Source organism: Marinobacter mangrovi (genome assembly GCF_016798325.1).
Lineage (GTDB): Bacteria > Pseudomonadota > Gammaproteobacteria > Pseudomonadales > Oleiphilaceae > Marinobacter_A > Marinobacter_A mangrovi.
Map to the genome: position 1 here is coordinate 1,251,106 of NZ_JAERVO010000001.1, position 16,041 is coordinate 1,267,146.

At 60.5% G+C, this 16,041-nt stretch carries 13 protein-coding genes and 3 tRNA genes; 5 read left to right on the top strand and 11 right to left on the bottom strand.

All coding sequences use genetic code 11. The features are described 5' to 3' along the window. Positions 1-178: 178 nt before the first annotated feature. Complete coding sequence (purU, locus tag JL474_RS05535) at positions 179-1,033, bottom strand: formyltetrahydrofolate deformylase (RefSeq protein ID WP_123634833.1); 855 nt, start codon at positions 1,031-1,033, stop codon at positions 179-181. A gap of 163 nt (positions 1,034-1,196) precedes the next feature. After that, positions 1,197-1,538, bottom strand: coding sequence for a 4a-hydroxytetrahydrobiopterin dehydratase (locus JL474_RS05540; RefSeq protein ID WP_123634832.1), 342 nt, complete (start codon positions 1,536-1,538; stop codon positions 1,197-1,199). Between the two features lie 138 nt (positions 1,539-1,676). Here JL474_RS05540 and imuA point away from each other — a divergent pair, with 138 nt between their 5' ends. Genes imuA through JL474_RS05555 form a run of 3 tightly spaced genes read left to right on the top strand, consistent with a single transcriptional unit; the run spans position 1,677 to position 6,901 of the window. Next, positions 1,677-2,369 carry a translesion DNA synthesis-associated protein ImuA gene (imuA, locus tag JL474_RS05545; protein ID WP_203141208.1) on the top strand — a complete coding sequence of 231 codons (693 nt, stop codon included), beginning with the start codon at positions 1,677-1,679 and terminating at the stop codon, positions 2,367-2,369. Positions 2,370-2,377: 8 nt separating this feature from the next. Continuing rightward, the gene (locus JL474_RS05550; protein WP_203141209.1) at positions 2,378-3,790 is read left to right on the top strand and encodes a Y-family DNA polymerase; all 1,413 of its coding nucleotides are present in this window, start codon (positions 2,378-2,380) and stop codon (positions 3,788-3,790) included. 6 nt (positions 3,791-3,796) lie between these two features. Then, on the top strand, positions 3,797-6,901 hold the full coding sequence (locus JL474_RS05555) for an error-prone DNA polymerase (protein WP_203141210.1): 3,105 nt from the start codon (positions 3,797-3,799) through the stop codon (positions 6,899-6,901). Between the two features lie 12 nt (positions 6,902-6,913). Here JL474_RS05555 and JL474_RS05560 read toward each other — a convergent pair whose 3' ends face one another. Beyond that, positions 6,914-7,813, bottom strand: a complete 900-nt coding sequence (locus JL474_RS05560; RefSeq protein ID WP_203141211.1) for a LysR family transcriptional regulator — start codon at positions 7,811-7,813, stop codon at positions 6,914-6,916. A 165-nt stretch (positions 7,814-7,978) separates the two neighbouring features. On the opposite strand from JL474_RS05560, the gene JL474_RS05565 reads away from it, so the two are divergent. Next, positions 7,979-8,419: a DoxX family protein gene (locus JL474_RS05565; RefSeq protein WP_203141212.1), complete on the top strand. Its 441-nt coding sequence runs from the start codon at positions 7,979-7,981 to the stop codon at positions 8,417-8,419. Between the two features lie 176 nt (positions 8,420-8,595). On the opposite strand, the gene JL474_RS05570 is transcribed toward JL474_RS05565, so the two are convergent. From JL474_RS05570 to JL474_RS05580, 3 genes are read right to left on the bottom strand one after another with little or no spacing between them, the layout of a single operon-like run. Then, complete coding sequence (locus tag JL474_RS05570; RefSeq protein WP_236011989.1) at positions 8,596-9,918, bottom strand: sodium ion-translocating decarboxylase subunit beta; 1,323 nt, start codon at positions 9,916-9,918, stop codon at positions 8,596-8,598. 11 nt (positions 9,919-9,929) lie between these two features. Continuing rightward, complete coding sequence (gene oadA, locus JL474_RS05575) at positions 9,930-11,726, bottom strand: sodium-extruding oxaloacetate decarboxylase subunit alpha (RefSeq protein WP_123634826.1); 1,797 nt, start codon at positions 11,724-11,726, stop codon at positions 9,930-9,932. A 39-nt stretch (positions 11,727-11,765) separates the two neighbouring features. Next, positions 11,766-12,017, bottom strand: coding sequence for an OadG family protein (locus tag JL474_RS05580; RefSeq protein ID WP_123634825.1), 252 nt, complete (start codon positions 12,015-12,017; stop codon positions 11,766-11,768). A 383-nt stretch (positions 12,018-12,400) separates the two neighbouring features. On the opposite strand from JL474_RS05580, the gene JL474_RS05585 reads away from it, so the two are divergent. Next, positions 12,401-12,907, top strand: coding sequence for a CHRD domain-containing protein (locus JL474_RS05585; RefSeq protein ID WP_236011990.1), 507 nt, complete (start codon positions 12,401-12,403; stop codon positions 12,905-12,907). 545 nt (positions 12,908-13,452) lie between these two features. On the opposite strand, the gene JL474_RS05590 is transcribed toward JL474_RS05585, so the two are convergent. From JL474_RS05590 to JL474_RS05610, 5 genes are all read right to left on the bottom strand, one after another. After that, a tRNA-Arg gene (locus JL474_RS05590) sits at positions 13,453-13,529 on the bottom strand. Positions 13,530-13,826: 297 nt separating this feature from the next. Beyond that, positions 13,827-13,903, bottom strand: a tRNA-Arg gene (locus JL474_RS05595). 158 nt (positions 13,904-14,061) lie between these two features. Further along, positions 14,062-14,152: transfer RNA gene (locus tag JL474_RS05600), tRNA-Ser, on the bottom strand. Positions 14,153-14,338: 186 nt separating this feature from the next. Next, on the bottom strand, positions 14,339-14,542 hold the full coding sequence (gene csrA, locus JL474_RS05605; RefSeq protein ID WP_123635558.1) for a carbon storage regulator CsrA: 204 nt from the start codon (positions 14,540-14,542) through the stop codon (positions 14,339-14,341). Between the two features lie 239 nt (positions 14,543-14,781). After that, positions 14,782-16,014, bottom strand: a complete 1,233-nt coding sequence (locus JL474_RS05610) for an aspartate kinase (protein ID WP_123635557.1) — start codon at positions 16,012-16,014, stop codon at positions 14,782-14,784. Between the last annotated feature and the right edge of the window lie 27 nt (positions 16,015-16,041).

Sequence of the window (16,041 nt, forward strand, 5' to 3'; positions counted from 1 at the left end):
GCTGTCTTTGTCTCCCGGGATGAATGGCCTCTTTCGCACGTGAGAGGCTTCCTCGGGCGCATTTATAAGCCGTCGATCATACCACAATCGGGGGCTCAGGGTGACAGGGAAATGACGTCTAAATGAAGCAGGAGGGGGAAATTTCCGGAGGTCGGACGACCTCCGGAGAGAACGCGGATCAGCTGAAGACGACGGTCTTGTTCTCGTGGGTGATGACCCGGTCTTCGATGTGGGCACGCAGCCCCCGGGCCAGCACGTTTTTCTCCACGTCCTTACCCAGGCGCACCATATCGTCGATGGTGTCGCTGTGGTTCACCCGGATCACGTCCTGCTCGATGATCGGCCCTTCGTCCAGGTCCTGGGTCACGTAGTGGCAGGTTGCCCCGATCAGCTTCACACCGCGGCTGTAGGCCTGGTGATAGGGGCGCGCACCGGCGAACGACGGCAGGAAGCTGTGGTGGATGTTGATCACCTTGCCCGCGTACTGCTCGCACACTTCCGGCGGCAGGATCTGCATGTAACGGGCGAGCACGATGACATCGGCCTGATAGCGGGCAAACAGCTCGCTGATCTCGGCAAACGCTTCCGGCTTGTTGTCTTTGGTCACCGGCACATGGTGATAGGGAATGTCGTGCCACTCGACCATCCGGCGCAGATCGTCGTGATTGGAGATGACCGCGGCAATTTCCGCATTGAGCTCCTTGCTGTGCCAGCGATGCAGCAGGTCGGCCAGGCAATGGGACTCCTTGGAACACATCAGCACCACTTTCTTGGGCGATGCGGAATCGGCGATGTGCCAGGTCATGTCGAATTCACGGGCAATCGGCTCGAACGCCGCGCGGAACTGGTCAAGACCGAACGGAATGGAACTGGCCTTGATCTCGTGCCGCATAAAGAACCAGCCGGCCTGGTTGTCGGCGTGGTGGCTGGCTTCGGTGATCCAGCCGTTGTAGGTAGTCAGGAAGTTACTGACCTTGGCCACGATGCCGACCCGGTCAGGACAGGAAATCACCAGACGATATGTATGTTCCATGCGTTATCACAGCCATGCGGAAGGACGGTGCTCGCGATCGTTTGCAGCACGGCCCCTCGTTCGAAATCAGGTCCGGAGGCACAGGCCCCCAACGAAACGCTGCATGATAACGGATTGTCCGGGCCGGCGTAAGCCACCGGCCCGACGGGGAATACCGAGACGGTCAAGCGTGTGTCAACTCATCGGTCCGGGCCGCCATAATGAAATCATTGCGGTGCAGCCCGCCGATCTTGTGGGTCCACCAGTACACGGTCACCTTGCCGTACTCCGTGAGCAGGGCCGGGTGATGACCTTCCGACTCGGCCAGCTCCCCGACCTTGTTGGTAAAGGCCAGGGCCTGGGCAAAATCCTTGAACCGGAACACCCGCTCCAGCCGGCGTTCGCCCTCCATCTTCACGACAAACCAGTCCGGCAAATGGCCACTGAGGGTATTGATCTCCTGCTCGGTCACCTCGGGAGCATCGGCGCGGCAGGCTTCGCAGGATTCAGATTTCAGATCTGACATAGCGTCCTCCTTGGTTTGCGAATGTTTCTCAGCATCCTGTTCACACACTGCGCCCGGCTGGCAACCGGGTCAACCCTTTGCAAATCCGTCAGCGCCCAATATACTGTATAAATAAACAGTATCGCGACGAGCAACGCAATGAGTGACCTTCTCGACAAACTGATCGACAACGCCCAGGTCTGGCAAGCCAGCCGCCAGAGACAGGTCGTCCGCCCGGGCGCCGAAAGCACCGGCTACGCCGCCCTGGATGCCTATCTCCCCGGCGGCGGCTGGCCGCGGGGCGCGATGATCGAATGCCTGACCGATGCCGCCGGCATCGGCGAGCTGCGTCTGATGCTGCCGGCCCTGCAACGAATGACCCGGGCCGGCCAGACCGTTTTCTGGATTGATGCCCCTCACATACCCTATGCGCCTGCCCTGGCCCGGGCCGATGTGGACATCCGCCAACTCATCACGATCCAGACACAGAGCCGCGAGGACCAACTCTGGACCCTCGAGAACTGCCTGCGCTCCCCCGGCACGGGGCTCGCCATGGTCTGGCTGGACAGCGCCAGGCGCAGCGACATCCGCCGCATCCAGCTGGCCGCCGAAGCCGGTAACAGCCTCTGCATCCTGTTCCGCCACAGCCGTCACGCCGACCAGCAGTCACCGGCGGCCCTGCGGCTGCAACTCACCCCCGGCGAGAATGACGGACAGCTCTGCCCGGATATCCTCAAACGCCGCGGGGGCTGGCCCGTCAGCGACCTGCAACTGGCCATACCACCCGTCGTGACGCAGCGCCCGGAGCCGGCCAGTAACGTGATCCAGGGCCCCTGGTCACAGGCGCACTGAGGCGATCCATGCTGTGGCTTTACCTGCACTTCCCCTATCTGCTGCTGGAGCACTTCCAGCAGAGCGAGACCGCGTCCCGCCCCATGGCGCTGATCGGCGGGCACCCGCCCCGGATCATCCAGCTCAACCCGGAAGCGGCCCGGGCCGGCGTGGCCGAAGGGCAAAGCCCCCAGACGGCGTCAGCTCTGGCCGACAACCTGCACCTGATTGCAGCCGATATGGAAGAGCAGACCGGTGTACTGGACCAACAGGCCGTCTGGCTATACCGGCATGCGGCCCGCATCATCCTGTATCCACCGGATGGCATCCTGGCCGAAGCAGGCAGCCTGAGACGACTGCACGGCGGCCTGCAGGGCCTCTGGGAAAAGCTTCGGGGCGAACTGGACCAGCGCCGACTGACCGCCCATCTCGCCTGCGGCCTGACGCCCCGGGCGGCACGCATCCTGGCCCGGGATCATCGCGGTCACTGTACGGACGACGCCCAAATCCTGCGCCAGTCCCTCGACACGCTTCCCGTCGAAGCCGCCGACCTGGATGAAAAGACCACCGAGCGCCTGCAGCGCATGGGCCTGCACACCCTGGGTCCTGTCCTGGCCCTGCCCGATCGCGAACTGGCCCGGCGCCTGGGACCGGAAACCGCCCAGCACCTGCAGCAGATCGAGGGCCGCGCCGTCGACCCCCAGACCGACTGGCAACCTCCCCCCTACTTCCACCGGCGCCTGGATTTCGCCGAAGACGTGGAGCACAGCAGCGGCCTGCTCTTCCCGCTGCAGCGGGCACTGCAGGAGCTGGATGCCGAGCTCTGCTGGCGTCAGCAACAGACCGACACCCTGCAGCTGGAAATCCGCCACCGCCGGCGACCGGTGACACCCCTGCAGATCCGCTCGACGGCACCGGAGCACCGGGCGAATGCGTTCCTGGAACTGGCTCGCCTGAAACTGGATCGCCATCAGCTGGAAGCCCCGGCCACCGGCCTGTCCCTCAAGGTTCGACGCTTCCTTGATCGACACACGCCCCGGGGCGACGACCTGTTCGGCGACACAGGCCAGCATCAGGAAGAGGCCCGCCAGCACCTGCTTAGCCGGCTCCAGGCCCGACTCGGAGAAGAAGCCCTGCACAGCCTGGCCCTGAACCCCGATCATCGGCCGGAGCAGGCCTGGCGAGCCACACCGGTGTCCAGCAGCCGCTCTTCTCCAGCCCGGACGGCGCCACGTCGCCCGCTCTGGCTGTTACGCCAACCCCAGCCGCTCCGGGAAATGCCCTGCACCTGGCTGGCCGGCCCCGAACGCATCAGCGCCGGCTGGTGGGACGGGGAACGGATCCAGCGGGACTACTACATTGCCCGGCTGCACAGCGGCCAGACCGGCTGGCTGTTCCGGGATGTGACCGGTGGCTGGTTTATTCACGGCTGGTTTGGATAAAGCCTTATGTCATACGCCGAACTTCACTGCCTGAGCAATTTCTCGTTCCTGCGGGGTGCCTCTCACCCCCAGGAGCTGGCCGAGGAAGCGGCCCGCCAGGGCTATCACGCTCTGGCCATCACCGACGAATGCTCCGTCGCCGGTATGCCCCGGGCCTATGCCGCCCTGAAGGACAGTCCGGTCAAACTGATCACCGGCAGTGAATTCCGCATTCAGTCTCCGGATCTGCAACTGGTCCTGCTGGCCCGCAGCCGCAAGGGCTATGGTCAACTCTGCCAGCTGATCACCACCGGTCGGCGCCGCGCCGAGAAAGGCCACTACGCCCTGTTTGGCGAGGACCTGGAAACCCATGCCCTGGACGAATGCCTGGCCCTCTGGCAGACCGATCCAACATCGGCAACCACACAGGCAGAATCGGGCCAGTGGCTGAAAACCCGGTTCCCGGAGCGACTCTGGATCATGGCCGAACGCACCCTGGGCGACCAGGACGGCGATAACCTGGCGCACTGGCGCCGCCTGGGCCAGCAGCTGGATCTCCCCATCGTGGCCACCGGCCATGTCCACATGCACCAGCGCAACCGTCAGCCCCTGCAGGATGTGCTGACGGCCATCCGCCAGGGCTGCACGGTCGCCGAAGCCGGCCACCACCTGTTTGCCAACGGCGAGCGCTATCTGCGCCCGGTCGATACGCTGCGCAAGCTGTTTCCCGCCGACTGGATACAGCAGAGTCTGGTGATTGCCGACCAGTGCGTTTTCTGCCCCAGTGAGCTGCGCTATCGCTATCCACCGGAAGTGGTCCCAGAAGGCCATACACCGGGCAGCTATCTGCGCGAACTGGTGGAAGACGGCATCCGCTGGCGCTTCCCGGACGGCATCCCGGCGGACAAACGCGCGCTGGTGGAGAAGGAACTCACATTGATCCGGGAGAAGGACTACGAGCCCTACTTCCTGACCATCCACGACATCGTCGAATTTGCCCGGCGCGAGAACATCCTGTGCCAGGGCCGCGGCTCCTCCGCCAACTCCATCGTCTGCTACTGCCTGGGCATCACCGAAGTCGACCCCGGCAAGGTGGAACTGCTGTTCGAGCGTTTCATTTCCGCTGACCGGGATGAACCACCGGATATCGACGTGGATTTCGAACACGAGCGGCGCGAGGAAGTCATCCAGTACATCTACCGGCGCTATGGCCGCGAGCGGGCCGCCCTCGCCGCCACGGTGATCCGCTACCGCCACCGCAGCGCCATCCGGGATGTGGGCAAGGCCCTGGGCTTTGACCTGAACCTGCTGGAGCAGCTGATCGACAAGGTGGACTGGCGCGACAAGCAGCAAGACTGGCGAGAGCAGATGCTGGAGAAAGGCATTACCCGCAGCGAGCGGGCCGTCGGCCAGTTCATCAACCTGGTGAACACGCTGTACGGCTTCCCCCGTCATCTGTCCCAGCACGTGGGCGGCTTCGTGATCAGTGAAGGTCCGCTGGCCGAGCTGGTGCCGGTCGAGAATGCCAGCATGGCGGATCGCACCGTGATCCAGTGGGACAAGGAAGACCTGGAAAGCCTGAACCTGATGAAAGTGGACGTCCTGGCCCTGGGCATGCTGTCCGCCATCCGCAAGGCGTTCGAATGGATCGGACTGAAGGAAGGACGGCCTTTCGGCATGCCGGACGTCATCCGGGAGGACAGCCGGGTCTACGACATGCTCTGTACCGGCGACAGCATCGGCGTTTTCCAGGTGGAATCCCGGGCCCAGATCAACATGCTGCCCCGGCTCAAACCGCGGGAGTATTACGACCTGGTGATCGAAGTAGCCATCGTGCGACCGGGGCCCATCCAGGGGGACATGGTCCACCCTTACCTGAAACGGCGGGACGGTAAGGAAGAGCCGGATTATGGCGGCGACCCGGAGATCAAAGCCGTCCTCGAACGCACCAAGGGTGTTCCGATCTTTCAGGAGCAGGCCATCAAGCTCGCCATGGTCGCGGCCGATTTTACCGGCAGCGAGGCCGACAAGCTGCGACGGGCCATGGCCGCCTGGAAATCCGACGGGGATCTCACGCCGTTCAGGGGCAAGTTGATCGATGGGATGCTCGCAAAAGGCCACAGCGAAGCCTTTGCCGAAAGAATCTACACGCAGCTCAGCGGCTTCGGCGGTTATGGCTTCCCGGAATCCCACGCTGCCAGCTTTGCCCTGCTGGTCTACGTCTCGGCCTGGATCAAGCGCCACCACGCACCAGCCTTTTACTGCGCCCTGCTGAACAGCCAGCCCATGGGGTTCTATTCGCCGTCACAATTGGTGCAGGACGCCCGGCGCCATCACGTGGCCATCCACCCCATCGACGTCAATCACAGCCTCTGGGACCACACCCTGGAGAATCGGTACGAAGAGTTGCGATTGGGACTGCGGCTGGTCAAAGGGCTCAGCCAGGGCGGCGCGGAGCGGCTTGTCGCCGCCCGCCCGACAACCGGCTACGACTCGATCGAGCAGCTCCGCCAACGGGCGGCACTCGACAATCGGGATCTGGAATGCCTGGCCAGCGCGGGCGCCCTGCGCACGTTCAGCGACAACCGGCACCAGGCCCGCTGGGACATTCTGGACCACGATACCCCGGCGCCGATTTTTGCGCAGGAAGAACCCTCACAGTATGCCGTCCGCCGCTCCCGGGAAGATGAGACCATCCGCATGCCCGTGCCGTCCGAAGGCGAGGACATCCTGGAAGATTACGCCAGCCAGGGGTTGACCCTGCAACGCCACCCACTGGCGCTGCTTCGGGAGCAAGGCCAGCTGCGGCATTGCCAGACGTCTGAAAGCCTGAAGGCCTGCAGCAGCGGCCAACTGGTGCATGTTGCCGGGCTGGTGACCGGACGCCAGCGACCGGGGTCAGGCAAAGGCGTCACCTTCGTCACCCTGGAAGACGAAACCGGCAACACCAACGTGGTGGTCTGGCTGGCGACGGCTCGCCAGCAACGCCAGCCGCTGATCAAGTCGCGCCTGCTCCACGTCAAGGGCATTCTGGAGCGGGAAGGCGATATCGTGCATGTGATGGCGGGAAAGATGACCGATCTCAGCCATCTGCTGGGCTCGCTGAAGATTCGCTCAAGGGATTTCCGCTGAAGCGCGGCCCCGTTAGCCTGGGGCCATTCCACGGAAGGCCGGCCAGCGAGGATCCTCACGAAACGCTTCTGCCAGGAAATCCATGAGCACACGGATTCGGGCGACATGGCGCAGGTCGGCGTGGGTCAGCAGCCAGAGAGCACTCATGGGCGTGGTCGGCAGCTCAAGCAAGGGCTGCAGCTCAGCCCTCGCCTGATCCATCGGCAAGGCCGCCAGCCCCAATCCGGATTGGGCCAGACGCGCAATGGCATTCAACGTACTGCCGCGCATGACGATGCGTTTTTCCGGAATCTGACCGACGACCCAGCGATAGCCCGGAATGTGCATCAGGGCCGCTTCCGGACCGACCCATGGATAATCACCAGCCGCTTTGAGATTGGCCGGCCTCCCCCTCTCCTCAAGGAACTCCGGTGCAGCGAAGATCGCCCAGCCGATGTCCGTCAGCTTGCGCCCCACCAGATAATCCGGCGGACTCGACGTCGCTCGCAACGCAAGATCGGCTTCACGTCGATTGAGGTCGAGATCGGTATTGGTCACCAGCACACTGACCCGGATCTCCGGGTATTGCTGGTGAAATCTCTCCAAATAATTCGGGAGGAATTCGTAGACCAGATTTTCCGGTGCCGTCAGACGCACCTCACCCCGCAACGTGACGTCCGCGCCACCGAGCAGCCGTTCCGCCCGAAAAGCTTCGGCTTCCATAAACTCCGCATGAGACCGTAACGCCTCGCCCTCGGCTGTCAGGCGATAACCGGTGCTCAAGCGCTCGAATAAACGGCAGTTGAGCTGCGACTCCAGTTGATTCAGCCGGCGATAGATCGTGCTGTGATTCACGCCCAACCGGTCCGCCGCAGCCGTTAGCGAACGGGTCCGGGCAACCATCAGGAAATCCGGTAAAAGCCCCCAATCCATGACACCCGCCCTCCCCTGAAGCGACGCCTCAAGTGCTTTGCATTATTGCAATACGACAATGCGAAATCTGCCATTCAATTTGTTGATACGCAATCTTAGAGTAGCTCCATCGAGGGCGGCTACGCCGAACCTGAATCGCGTCAACGAGACAACGAGGGCACGGACATGAACGAGCAAACCCTGCAAAACTATGGCATCACCACCCTGAGGATCAGCCTGGGGATCGTCCTGATCACGCACAGCCTGTGGCTCAAACTGATCGTCTTCACCCTGCCCGGTACGGCTTCCTTCTTTGAGAGCATCGGGCTCCCCGGTTACGCGGCCTACGTCGTTTTCCTGATCGAAGCCGTGGCCGGTATCGCCTTGGTGCTGGGAATAGAAAGCCGGTGGGCAGCGTTGATCGTCGTGCCTGTTTTGGCTGGCGCCACCTGGGCCCACTCGGCTAACGGCTGGCTATTCACCAATGAGGGCGGCGGCTGGGAATACCCGCTGCTTCTTACGGTAGCTGCTCTGGCGCAAACGCTACTCGGTGATGGTGCGCTGACCTTGCGACGATCCAGCAAACCGGGACGGGTCCATGCCACCCGAAACCGGGCATTCTCCTGAGCCTAACGGTCTATCACAGACTGCCAAGGCCGAGAGAGTGCAGACAGCCTCAAGGCTGGCGTGCTCGTCATGACCTGAAGACCTGTTGGCGACACCACTTTCAACCAAGCCGGCACGGTATGGCCAACCTAAAAAAGCCCCGCATTGGCGGGGCTTGTCGTTTTTAGCCTGTCATTTCAGCCCAGCAGCTTGATCATCACCCCCGCCGCTACCGCCGAACCGATGACGCCGGCGACATTCGGGCCCATGGCATGCATCAGCAGGAAGTTGTGCGGATTCGCATCCAGGCCCACCTTGTTGGAGACCCGCGCCGCCATCGGCACCGCGGAGACACCGGCCGATCCGATCAATGGATTGATCTGCTCCTTGGTGAACACGTTCATCAGCTTGGCCATCAAAACACCGCAGGCCGTACCGACGCAGAAAGCCGCCATCCCCAGGGCCAGGATGCCCAGGGTCTGCAGGTCCAGGAACTTGTCCGCACTGAGCTTGGAACCCACCGACAGGCCCAGGAAAATGGTGACCGTATTGATCAACGCATTCTGGGACGTATCGCTCAACCGCTCGACAACCCCGCACTCACGCATCAGGTTACCGAAGCAGAACATTCCCAGCAGCGGCGCCGCGTCCGGCAGGAACAGCACCACCAGCATCAGCACCACAATCGGGAAGATGATCTTCTCCTGCTTGCTGACGTGACGCAGCTGGTTCATCTTGATCGCCCGCTCCTTGGCCGACGTCAGCCCTCGCATGATCGGGGGCTGGATCATCGGCACCAACGCCATATATGAGTAGGCCGCCACGGCAATCGCGCCCAACAGGTGCGGCGCCAGAATGCTGGAGACGTAGATGGAGGTCGGCCCGTCGGCACCGCCAATGATCCCCACGGCGGCCGCTTCAAGGATGGTAAAATCCATCGTTCCGCTGGCGTCCAGTAAAGCGGCACCGATGATGGTGCCAAAGATGCCGAATTGCGCGGCCGCCCCCAGCAGCAACGTTTTCGGGTTCGCCAGCAGCGGCCCGAAATCCGTCATTGCACCGACCCCCATAAAGATGATCAGCGGTGCGGCACCACTGGCAATGGCCACGGTGTAGAAGTTGTACAGCATGCCGTTGGCGTAGCCATGATCCACGGCGTAAGCGTTCGCCGCCGCAAGGGTCTCCACGCCGCCGGCTTTGTAGGCCTCCTTGAAGGCATGCATGACATCCGGCGTGACCGCCTGGCTGGCGTCATAAGGCACACTCAGGATCTGTCCCAATGCCGCCAGCACCTGGGGTTCGGCCATGTGAATGGCATTTTCCGCCGCCGACAGAGCGAGCCCCGCCTCCGGGATATTGGCCAGAATGCCGCCGAACCCGATGGGGATCAGCAGCAGCGGCTCAAAGCCCTTGCGAATGGCCAAAAACAGCAACAACAGACCGACGGCAATCATCACCGCCTGACCGATACTCAGATTGAACAGGCCACTGCCCGTCCACAACGTCATCATCTTGTCCATGACAGCGGCCCTTATCCGATAGTCAGCATTTCATCGCCGACGGCGACCGCGTCACCGACCTTGATGAAGACCTCACCGACGGTCCCGGCCTTGGGTGACCTGACCTCGGTTTCCATCTTCATGGCCTCGAGAATGATCAGCACATCCCCTTCTTCAACCTGCTGCCCCGGAGAAACCAGCACTTTGAAGATGTTGCCACCCAGTGGAGCGTTGACCGGCTCGCCCTCCCCGGCAGCCGGTGCCGACGCTTCGGCGTGGGACACGGTTGCGGTTGCCGTGCCGTGAGGCTGGATCTGGCTGATCTCGCCGCCTTCACTGACCGCTACCACGTAATCCTTGCCGTTGACCGATACGGTGTAGGTTTCCGGCCCACTTGCCCTGGCCGGTGCTGCGGCTGAAGTCGCGTCTTCAGCCGTTGGCGCGGGCTCGAAAGCGCCCGGATTGCCCCGGTTTTCCAGAAACTTCAGGCCAATCTGCGGAAACAGCGCATAGGTCAACACGTCGTCGACCGATTCGGCCGCCAGTTTGAAGCCCTTTTCTTCCGACAGCTTTTTCAACTCGGCGGACAACTTGTCCATCTCCGGTTCCAGCAGGTCGGCGGGGCGGCAGGTAATCTGTTCCTTGCCATCCAGCACACGTTCCTGCAACGGCTTGTTGAACGCGGCTGGCGCCGCACCGTATTCACCTTTCAGGACGGCGGCGGTTTCCTTGGAAATCGACTTGTAACGCTCACCGGTCAGGATATTCAGCACGGCCTGGGTGCCAACGATCTGGGAGGTGGGTGTGACCAGCGGGATATAACCCAGGTCTTCGCGAACCTTGGGGATTTCTTCCAGAACGGCGTCAAACTTGTCGGACGCATTCTGTTCGCGCAACTGGTTTTCCATGTTGGTGAGCATGCCGCCCGGCACCTGAGCTGTCAGTATGCGCGAATCCACGCCGCGCAGACTGCCCTCGAACTTTGCGTATTTCTTGCGCACTTCCCGAAAATATCCGGCGATGTCTTCCAGCAGATGGATATCCAGACCGGTGTCGCGCTCCGTGCCTTCGAGAATGGCAACCACCGATTCCGTCGGCGAATGCCCATAGGTCATGCTCATGGACGAAATCGCCGTATCGACGTTATCGATTCCGGCTTCCGCCGCCTTGATGGCCGTCGCCGTGGACATGCCCGTGGTGGCATGACATTGCATGTGTACCGGCACGGAGAGAGCCTTCTTGAGTTTGGTAACCAACTCAAAGGCCACATAGGGCTTTAACAGACCGGCCATATCCTTGATGGCAATCGACTCAGCGCCCATGGACTCGATTTCCTTGGCCAGATCGACCCACATATCGATGGTGTGCACCGGGCTGATGGTGTAAGCAATCGTGCCCTGGGCGTGCTTGCCCACCTTGCGAACCGCCTTGATGGCCGTGTCCAGATTTCGCGGATCATTCATTGCGTCGAAAATACGGAACACGTCCACGCCGTTGTCAGCGGCGCGCTCCACAAAGCGCTCCACCACATCGTCGGCATAGTGACGGTAGCCCAGCAGGTTCTGGCCGCGCAGCAGCATTTGCTGCGGCGTGTTGGGCATGGCCTTTTTCAGCTCTCGGATGCGTTCCCAGGGATCTTCACCCAGGTAGCGAATACAGGCGTCAAACGTCGCACCACCCCAGGATTCCACAGACCAGAACCCGACCTTGTCGAGCTTTTCCGCGATCGGGAGCATGTCGTCGAGGCGCATGCGCGTCGCCAGCAGGGATTGATGCGCATCACGCAAGATGACATCGGTAATCCCGAGCGGTTTTTTTGTTTCTGTCATCGTGTCAGCCTTGTTGTCGGAAGTAGAAATCCATCCGCGTTATTTTTTGTGTCGAGCGCGGAATTTTGTGATCGCCAGTTTGATCGCCTCTGCCGTATCAGCGTCCACTGAAGGCGGTACAGAGGATCTGGCGCGGGAAGTTCGCGCCGGAATGGCAGGTTCAGGTGGCGCAAAGCGGGCCACAACCTTCGACATCAAGGTGGTTGCAAACACGAGAATTATCAGAAAAACAAAGACAAAGCCCATGCCTGCGACCATCAGCTCGACCGCTTTGGTCATAAGATCATTCATGGATAGATACCTGTTTTTTATTCGGTTTTCTTTTCCGACACGCCCTACCGATTCCCCACAGAATCAATCGCATTCGGAAGGCAAAATCTTTTGTAATTTACCCGTTTGCCGACAGGCCAGCAACCAGCGCCATCCGTAGAATTACCGACATCCACTCAGACGCGCAAACCTCTTTCAGCATCGCATAGCAACGCCTCGCGATTTGTTGCTCATCGCTCTACATCCTTTGACCGGCACACCACCCGGACGCCTCTGGAACGCCTCGCCGGTCTCGCGCACTCATTTTTATATGCATTTTGCATCCAGAGCACCCCTTCATCCGTTTTGCCTTCAGACGGCCCACCCTTGGACCGCTCCAAACCATAACTGCCATTGGAGGCACTATGTCGATTCATCGATCTTTGACACTTGCAACCATGACCGCCGCCACCCTGACCCTGGCCGCACCCCAGTTCGCTCTCGCGGGCCACACCAATCCCGTTCTCATGACCCACCTGTCCGGTGATGCGGAAACCGGGATGGGAGACAGTGACGGCAAAGGCACAGGCTACGTGTTTGGGGTCGACGGCGACCCCAAGACACTCTGCTACGTCCTGGTCGTCCATGACATTGACCTCGTTCCAGTCAAAGACGGCATGGCTGCCCATATCCACGAGGCAGGAAAAGGCGAAGATGGCGAGGTTGTGGCCAATCTGGCCGGCCCGGAAGATGGCAACGCCGGGGACTGTCTGACAGAAGGCGAGAAAGGAAAATTTCCGACGGGAGAAGCCGGCATCGTGCAGCGTATCCTGAAAAACCCCGAACAGTTCTACATCAACGTCCACAATCCGGAACACCCCAAGGGTGCCATCCGCGGCCAACTGATGGAGACGCACGAGCACGGGATGTAAGACAGGAAGGCACAAAAAACCCCGCTCTAGGCGGGGTTCTTTGTTTGATATGGCGACACAGCCCTGCTCTGAGCGGTTGTCACCTCATCACGGTCACAACTTGGATTATCTGCGGTAAACATCGAAGCAATCCAAGGTGAACAACAGCTCGACGTGCTTATCTTTCCAGATTGGCAGTTACTGAAGGGGGAGGATTATTCGGGCCGCTGGCCCTCACCCCTTCGGGGCCGCCGTCGCGTTGCGTCGGCGTTCCTCCGCGCGGCAAGCGCGCTCCGGTCGAACCTCTTTCGGTTCGAATCCCGTCGGAACTCTGCGCTACGCAAACAAAAAACCCCGCACGAGGCGGGGTATTTTGTTTGATATGGCGCGGCTGGGAGGATTATGCGGGGCTGCGCCCCCTTCCCTCCGGGCCGTCGTCGCAATGCTCCGACGTTCCTCCGCGCGGCAAGCGCGCTCCGGTCGAACCTCTTTCGGTTCGAATCCCGTCGGAACTCTGCGCTACGCAAACAAAAAACCCCGCTCTAGGCGGGGTTCTTTGTTTGATATGGCGCGGCTGGGAGGATTCGAACCTCCGACCGCCTGGTTCGTAGCCAGGTACTCTATCCAGCTGAGCTACAGCCGCGTAAAACTTGTGTTTGGCCTTTCCTTCGACCGCTTGGTTTGTAGCCAGGTACTTTATCCAGCCGGCCGGCGCTCCGGTGAGCTACAGCCGCGTAAAACTTGCTATCCAGTTTGGCAGTGACTGCCTGGGGAGGATTATTCGGGCCGTGGGCCCTCACCCCTTCGGGGCCGCCTTCGCGTTGCGTCGGCGTTCCTCAGCAAGCTCTGCTTGCTTCGGCCGAACCTCTTTCGGTTCGAATCCCATCTAATCTCTCGACACCAGGAACTTCGGGTTCACGAGACATCAGTATCGAATAAGTGGCGCGGCTGGGAGGATTCGAACCTCCGACCGCCTGGTTCGTAGCCAGGTACTCTATCCAGCTGAGCTACAGCCGCGCAATTGTTTTAGGTCGGACTTCCGACCACCTGGTTTAAAGCCAGGTACTTTATTCAGCCGGCCGGCGCTCCGGTGAGCTACAGCCGCGCATCTCGTTTCCACTTAATCGCTATCTTGCTAAGGATAGCCGTTCTCAAAAATTCTCTCCGAAAGAAAATGGCGGAGAGGGAGGGATTCGAACCCTCGATACGCGCAATGCGTATGGCTCCTTAGCAGGGAGCTGGTTTCAGCCACTCACCCACCTCTCCTTGAGAACGCGGCGTATAGTACCATAATTTTTCTGTTTTCATAGGGTTGACACCACTTTTTTCGGGATGGATTTTCACGATTTCTTTTATCCCGGTTTTATAAGCCGATCAGCCCCTTACTATCGTTCAGTTATCAACCAGCAGGCACAAAAAACCCGCCGGTTTGAAGCGGCGGGTTTTATGGATTCAGATGTTCCCGGGCTCATGATCGCTGTCCGGGTCCGTCTTTTCTTTCTGAATCCGCTGATAAATCTCTTCGCGGTGTACGGCCACCTCTTTCGGGGCGTTCACACCAATGCGCACCTGGTTCCCTTTAACACCCAGAACCGTGACGGTGACTTCATCACCGACCATCAGGGTCTCGCCTACGCGACGGGTTAGAATCAACATGTCCTTTACTCCTTATGTCCAGAGCTACCTGTTCCGACGATTAATAATTAATCAACTAACTTTATTTATAGTGGGGAGACGCAGCGTTCGTAACCCGCAATTATCCGTAAGGATAATCCCTGAGATGCCCGAAACGCTGAATCGTTCCCTTGTTGCACGAGGCCCGGACGGAGTGACATGACGCCCGTCATCCGTTGCGAAAGGCTTTAACAGGGCACGTTTACACCCTGCCTTCTACCCTATGCCTCGTTTACCGGTCCTTGCAATTCAAAGGCACTGTGCAGTGCCCGAACAGCCAGTTCCAGATACTTCTCATCGATCACCACAGAGATCTTGATCTCGGATGTGGAAATCATCTCGATGTTAATGCCCTCGTTCGAGAGCGACTCGAACATCCGGGTAGCCACACCCGCATGGGAGCGCATACCGACGCCCACAATACTGACCTTGGCAATGCGCCCATCACCGCTGACTTCACGGGCAGACAGCTCCGCAGCCACCTTATCCAATACCGCCCGCGCACGCTTGTAGTCATTGCGGTGCACGGTGAAGGTGAAGTCGGTCCGGTTATCCGCGCCCACATTCTGGACAATCATGTCCACTTCGATGTTGGCGTCGCTGATTGGCTTCAATATACGTAGTGCACTGCCCGGTGTATCAGGTACGCCGGAAATCGTCAGTTTTGCTTCGTCCCGGTTAAACGCAATGCCGGATACCACCGGTTGTTCCATATCAGCCTCATCATCAAGCGTAATCAGGGTGCCCTCGCCTTCACCAAAGCTAGAGAGGACCCGCAGTGGCACATTGTACTTACCCGCAAATTCGACCGCCCGGATCTGCAGCACCTTGGAGCCCAGGCTGGCCATTTCGATCATTTCCTCGAAGGTGATCTTGTCCAGCCGACGGGCACCGTCGACGACACGCGGATCCGTGGTGTACACACCATCAACATCTGTATAGATCTGGCACTCATCAGCTTTCAGGGCGGCCGCCAGCGCAACCGCAGTGGTGTCCGAACCGCCGCGGCCGAGCGTGGTGATATTGCCGCGCTCGTCAACGCCCTGGAAACCGGCAACGACAACAACCCGGCCGGCATCGAGATCCCCGCGCATATTCTGCTCGTCGATCTGTTGGATGCGCGCTTTGGTGTGGGCGTTATCCGTCAGGATACGAACCTGGGAACCCGTGTAGGAGCGGGCATCAACACCCCGCTTCTGCAACGCCATGGACAGCAGCGCGATCGTCACCTGCTCGCCGGTTGAGACCAGAACGTCCATCTCGCGCGGGGTCGGCTCGTCCATAATCTCGTTGGCCAGGCCAATCAGGCGATTGGTCTCACCACTCATTGCTGAAACAACCACTACCAGGTCGTGCCCGTCAGCACGGCCCCGTGCAACCCGGTCGGCCACGGCGTTGATACGCTCAATCGTGCCGACGGATGTACCGCCAAATTTCTGGACCAGAAGTGCCATCGTCGTCCTTATTTCCACCTGTCAGTC

Coding starts and splice junctions, on each gene's coding strand:
- oadA (WP_123634826.1), bottom strand. CDS start 11,726: ATGACAGAAACAAAAAAACCGCTCGGGATTACCGATGTCATCTTGCGT.
- JL474_RS05565 (WP_203141212.1), top strand. CDS start 7,979: ATGAACGAGCAAACCCTGCAAAACTATGGCATCACCACCCTGAGGATC.
- purU (WP_123634833.1), bottom strand. CDS start 1,033: ATGGAACATACATATCGTCTGGTGATTTCCTGTCCTGACCGGGTCGGC.
- imuA (WP_203141208.1), top strand. CDS start 1,677: ATGAGTGACCTTCTCGACAAACTGATCGACAACGCCCAGGTCTGGCAA.
- JL474_RS05570 (WP_236011989.1), bottom strand. CDS start 9,918: ATGGACAAGATGATGACGTTGTGGACGGGCAGTGGCCTGTTCAATCTG.
- JL474_RS05560 (WP_203141211.1), bottom strand. CDS start 7,813: ATGGATTGGGGGCTTTTACCGGATTTCCTGATGGTTGCCCGGACCCGT.
- JL474_RS05540 (WP_123634832.1), bottom strand. CDS start 1,538: ATGTCAGATCTGAAATCTGAATCCTGCGAAGCCTGCCGCGCCGATGCT.
- JL474_RS05610 (WP_123635557.1), bottom strand. CDS start 16,014: ATGGCACTTCTGGTCCAGAAATTTGGCGGTACATCCGTCGGCACGATT.
- JL474_RS05555 (WP_203141210.1), top strand. CDS start 3,797: ATGTCATACGCCGAACTTCACTGCCTGAGCAATTTCTCGTTCCTGCGG.
- JL474_RS05580 (WP_123634825.1), bottom strand. CDS start 12,017: ATGAATGATCTTATGACCAAAGCGGTCGAGCTGATGGTCGCAGGCATG.
- JL474_RS05585 (WP_236011990.1), top strand. CDS start 12,401: ATGTCGATTCATCGATCTTTGACACTTGCAACCATGACCGCCGCCACC.
- JL474_RS05550 (WP_203141209.1), top strand. CDS start 2,378: ATGCTGTGGCTTTACCTGCACTTCCCCTATCTGCTGCTGGAGCACTTC.
- csrA (WP_123635558.1), bottom strand. CDS start 14,542: ATGTTGATTCTAACCCGTCGCGTAGGCGAGACCCTGATGGTCGGTGAT.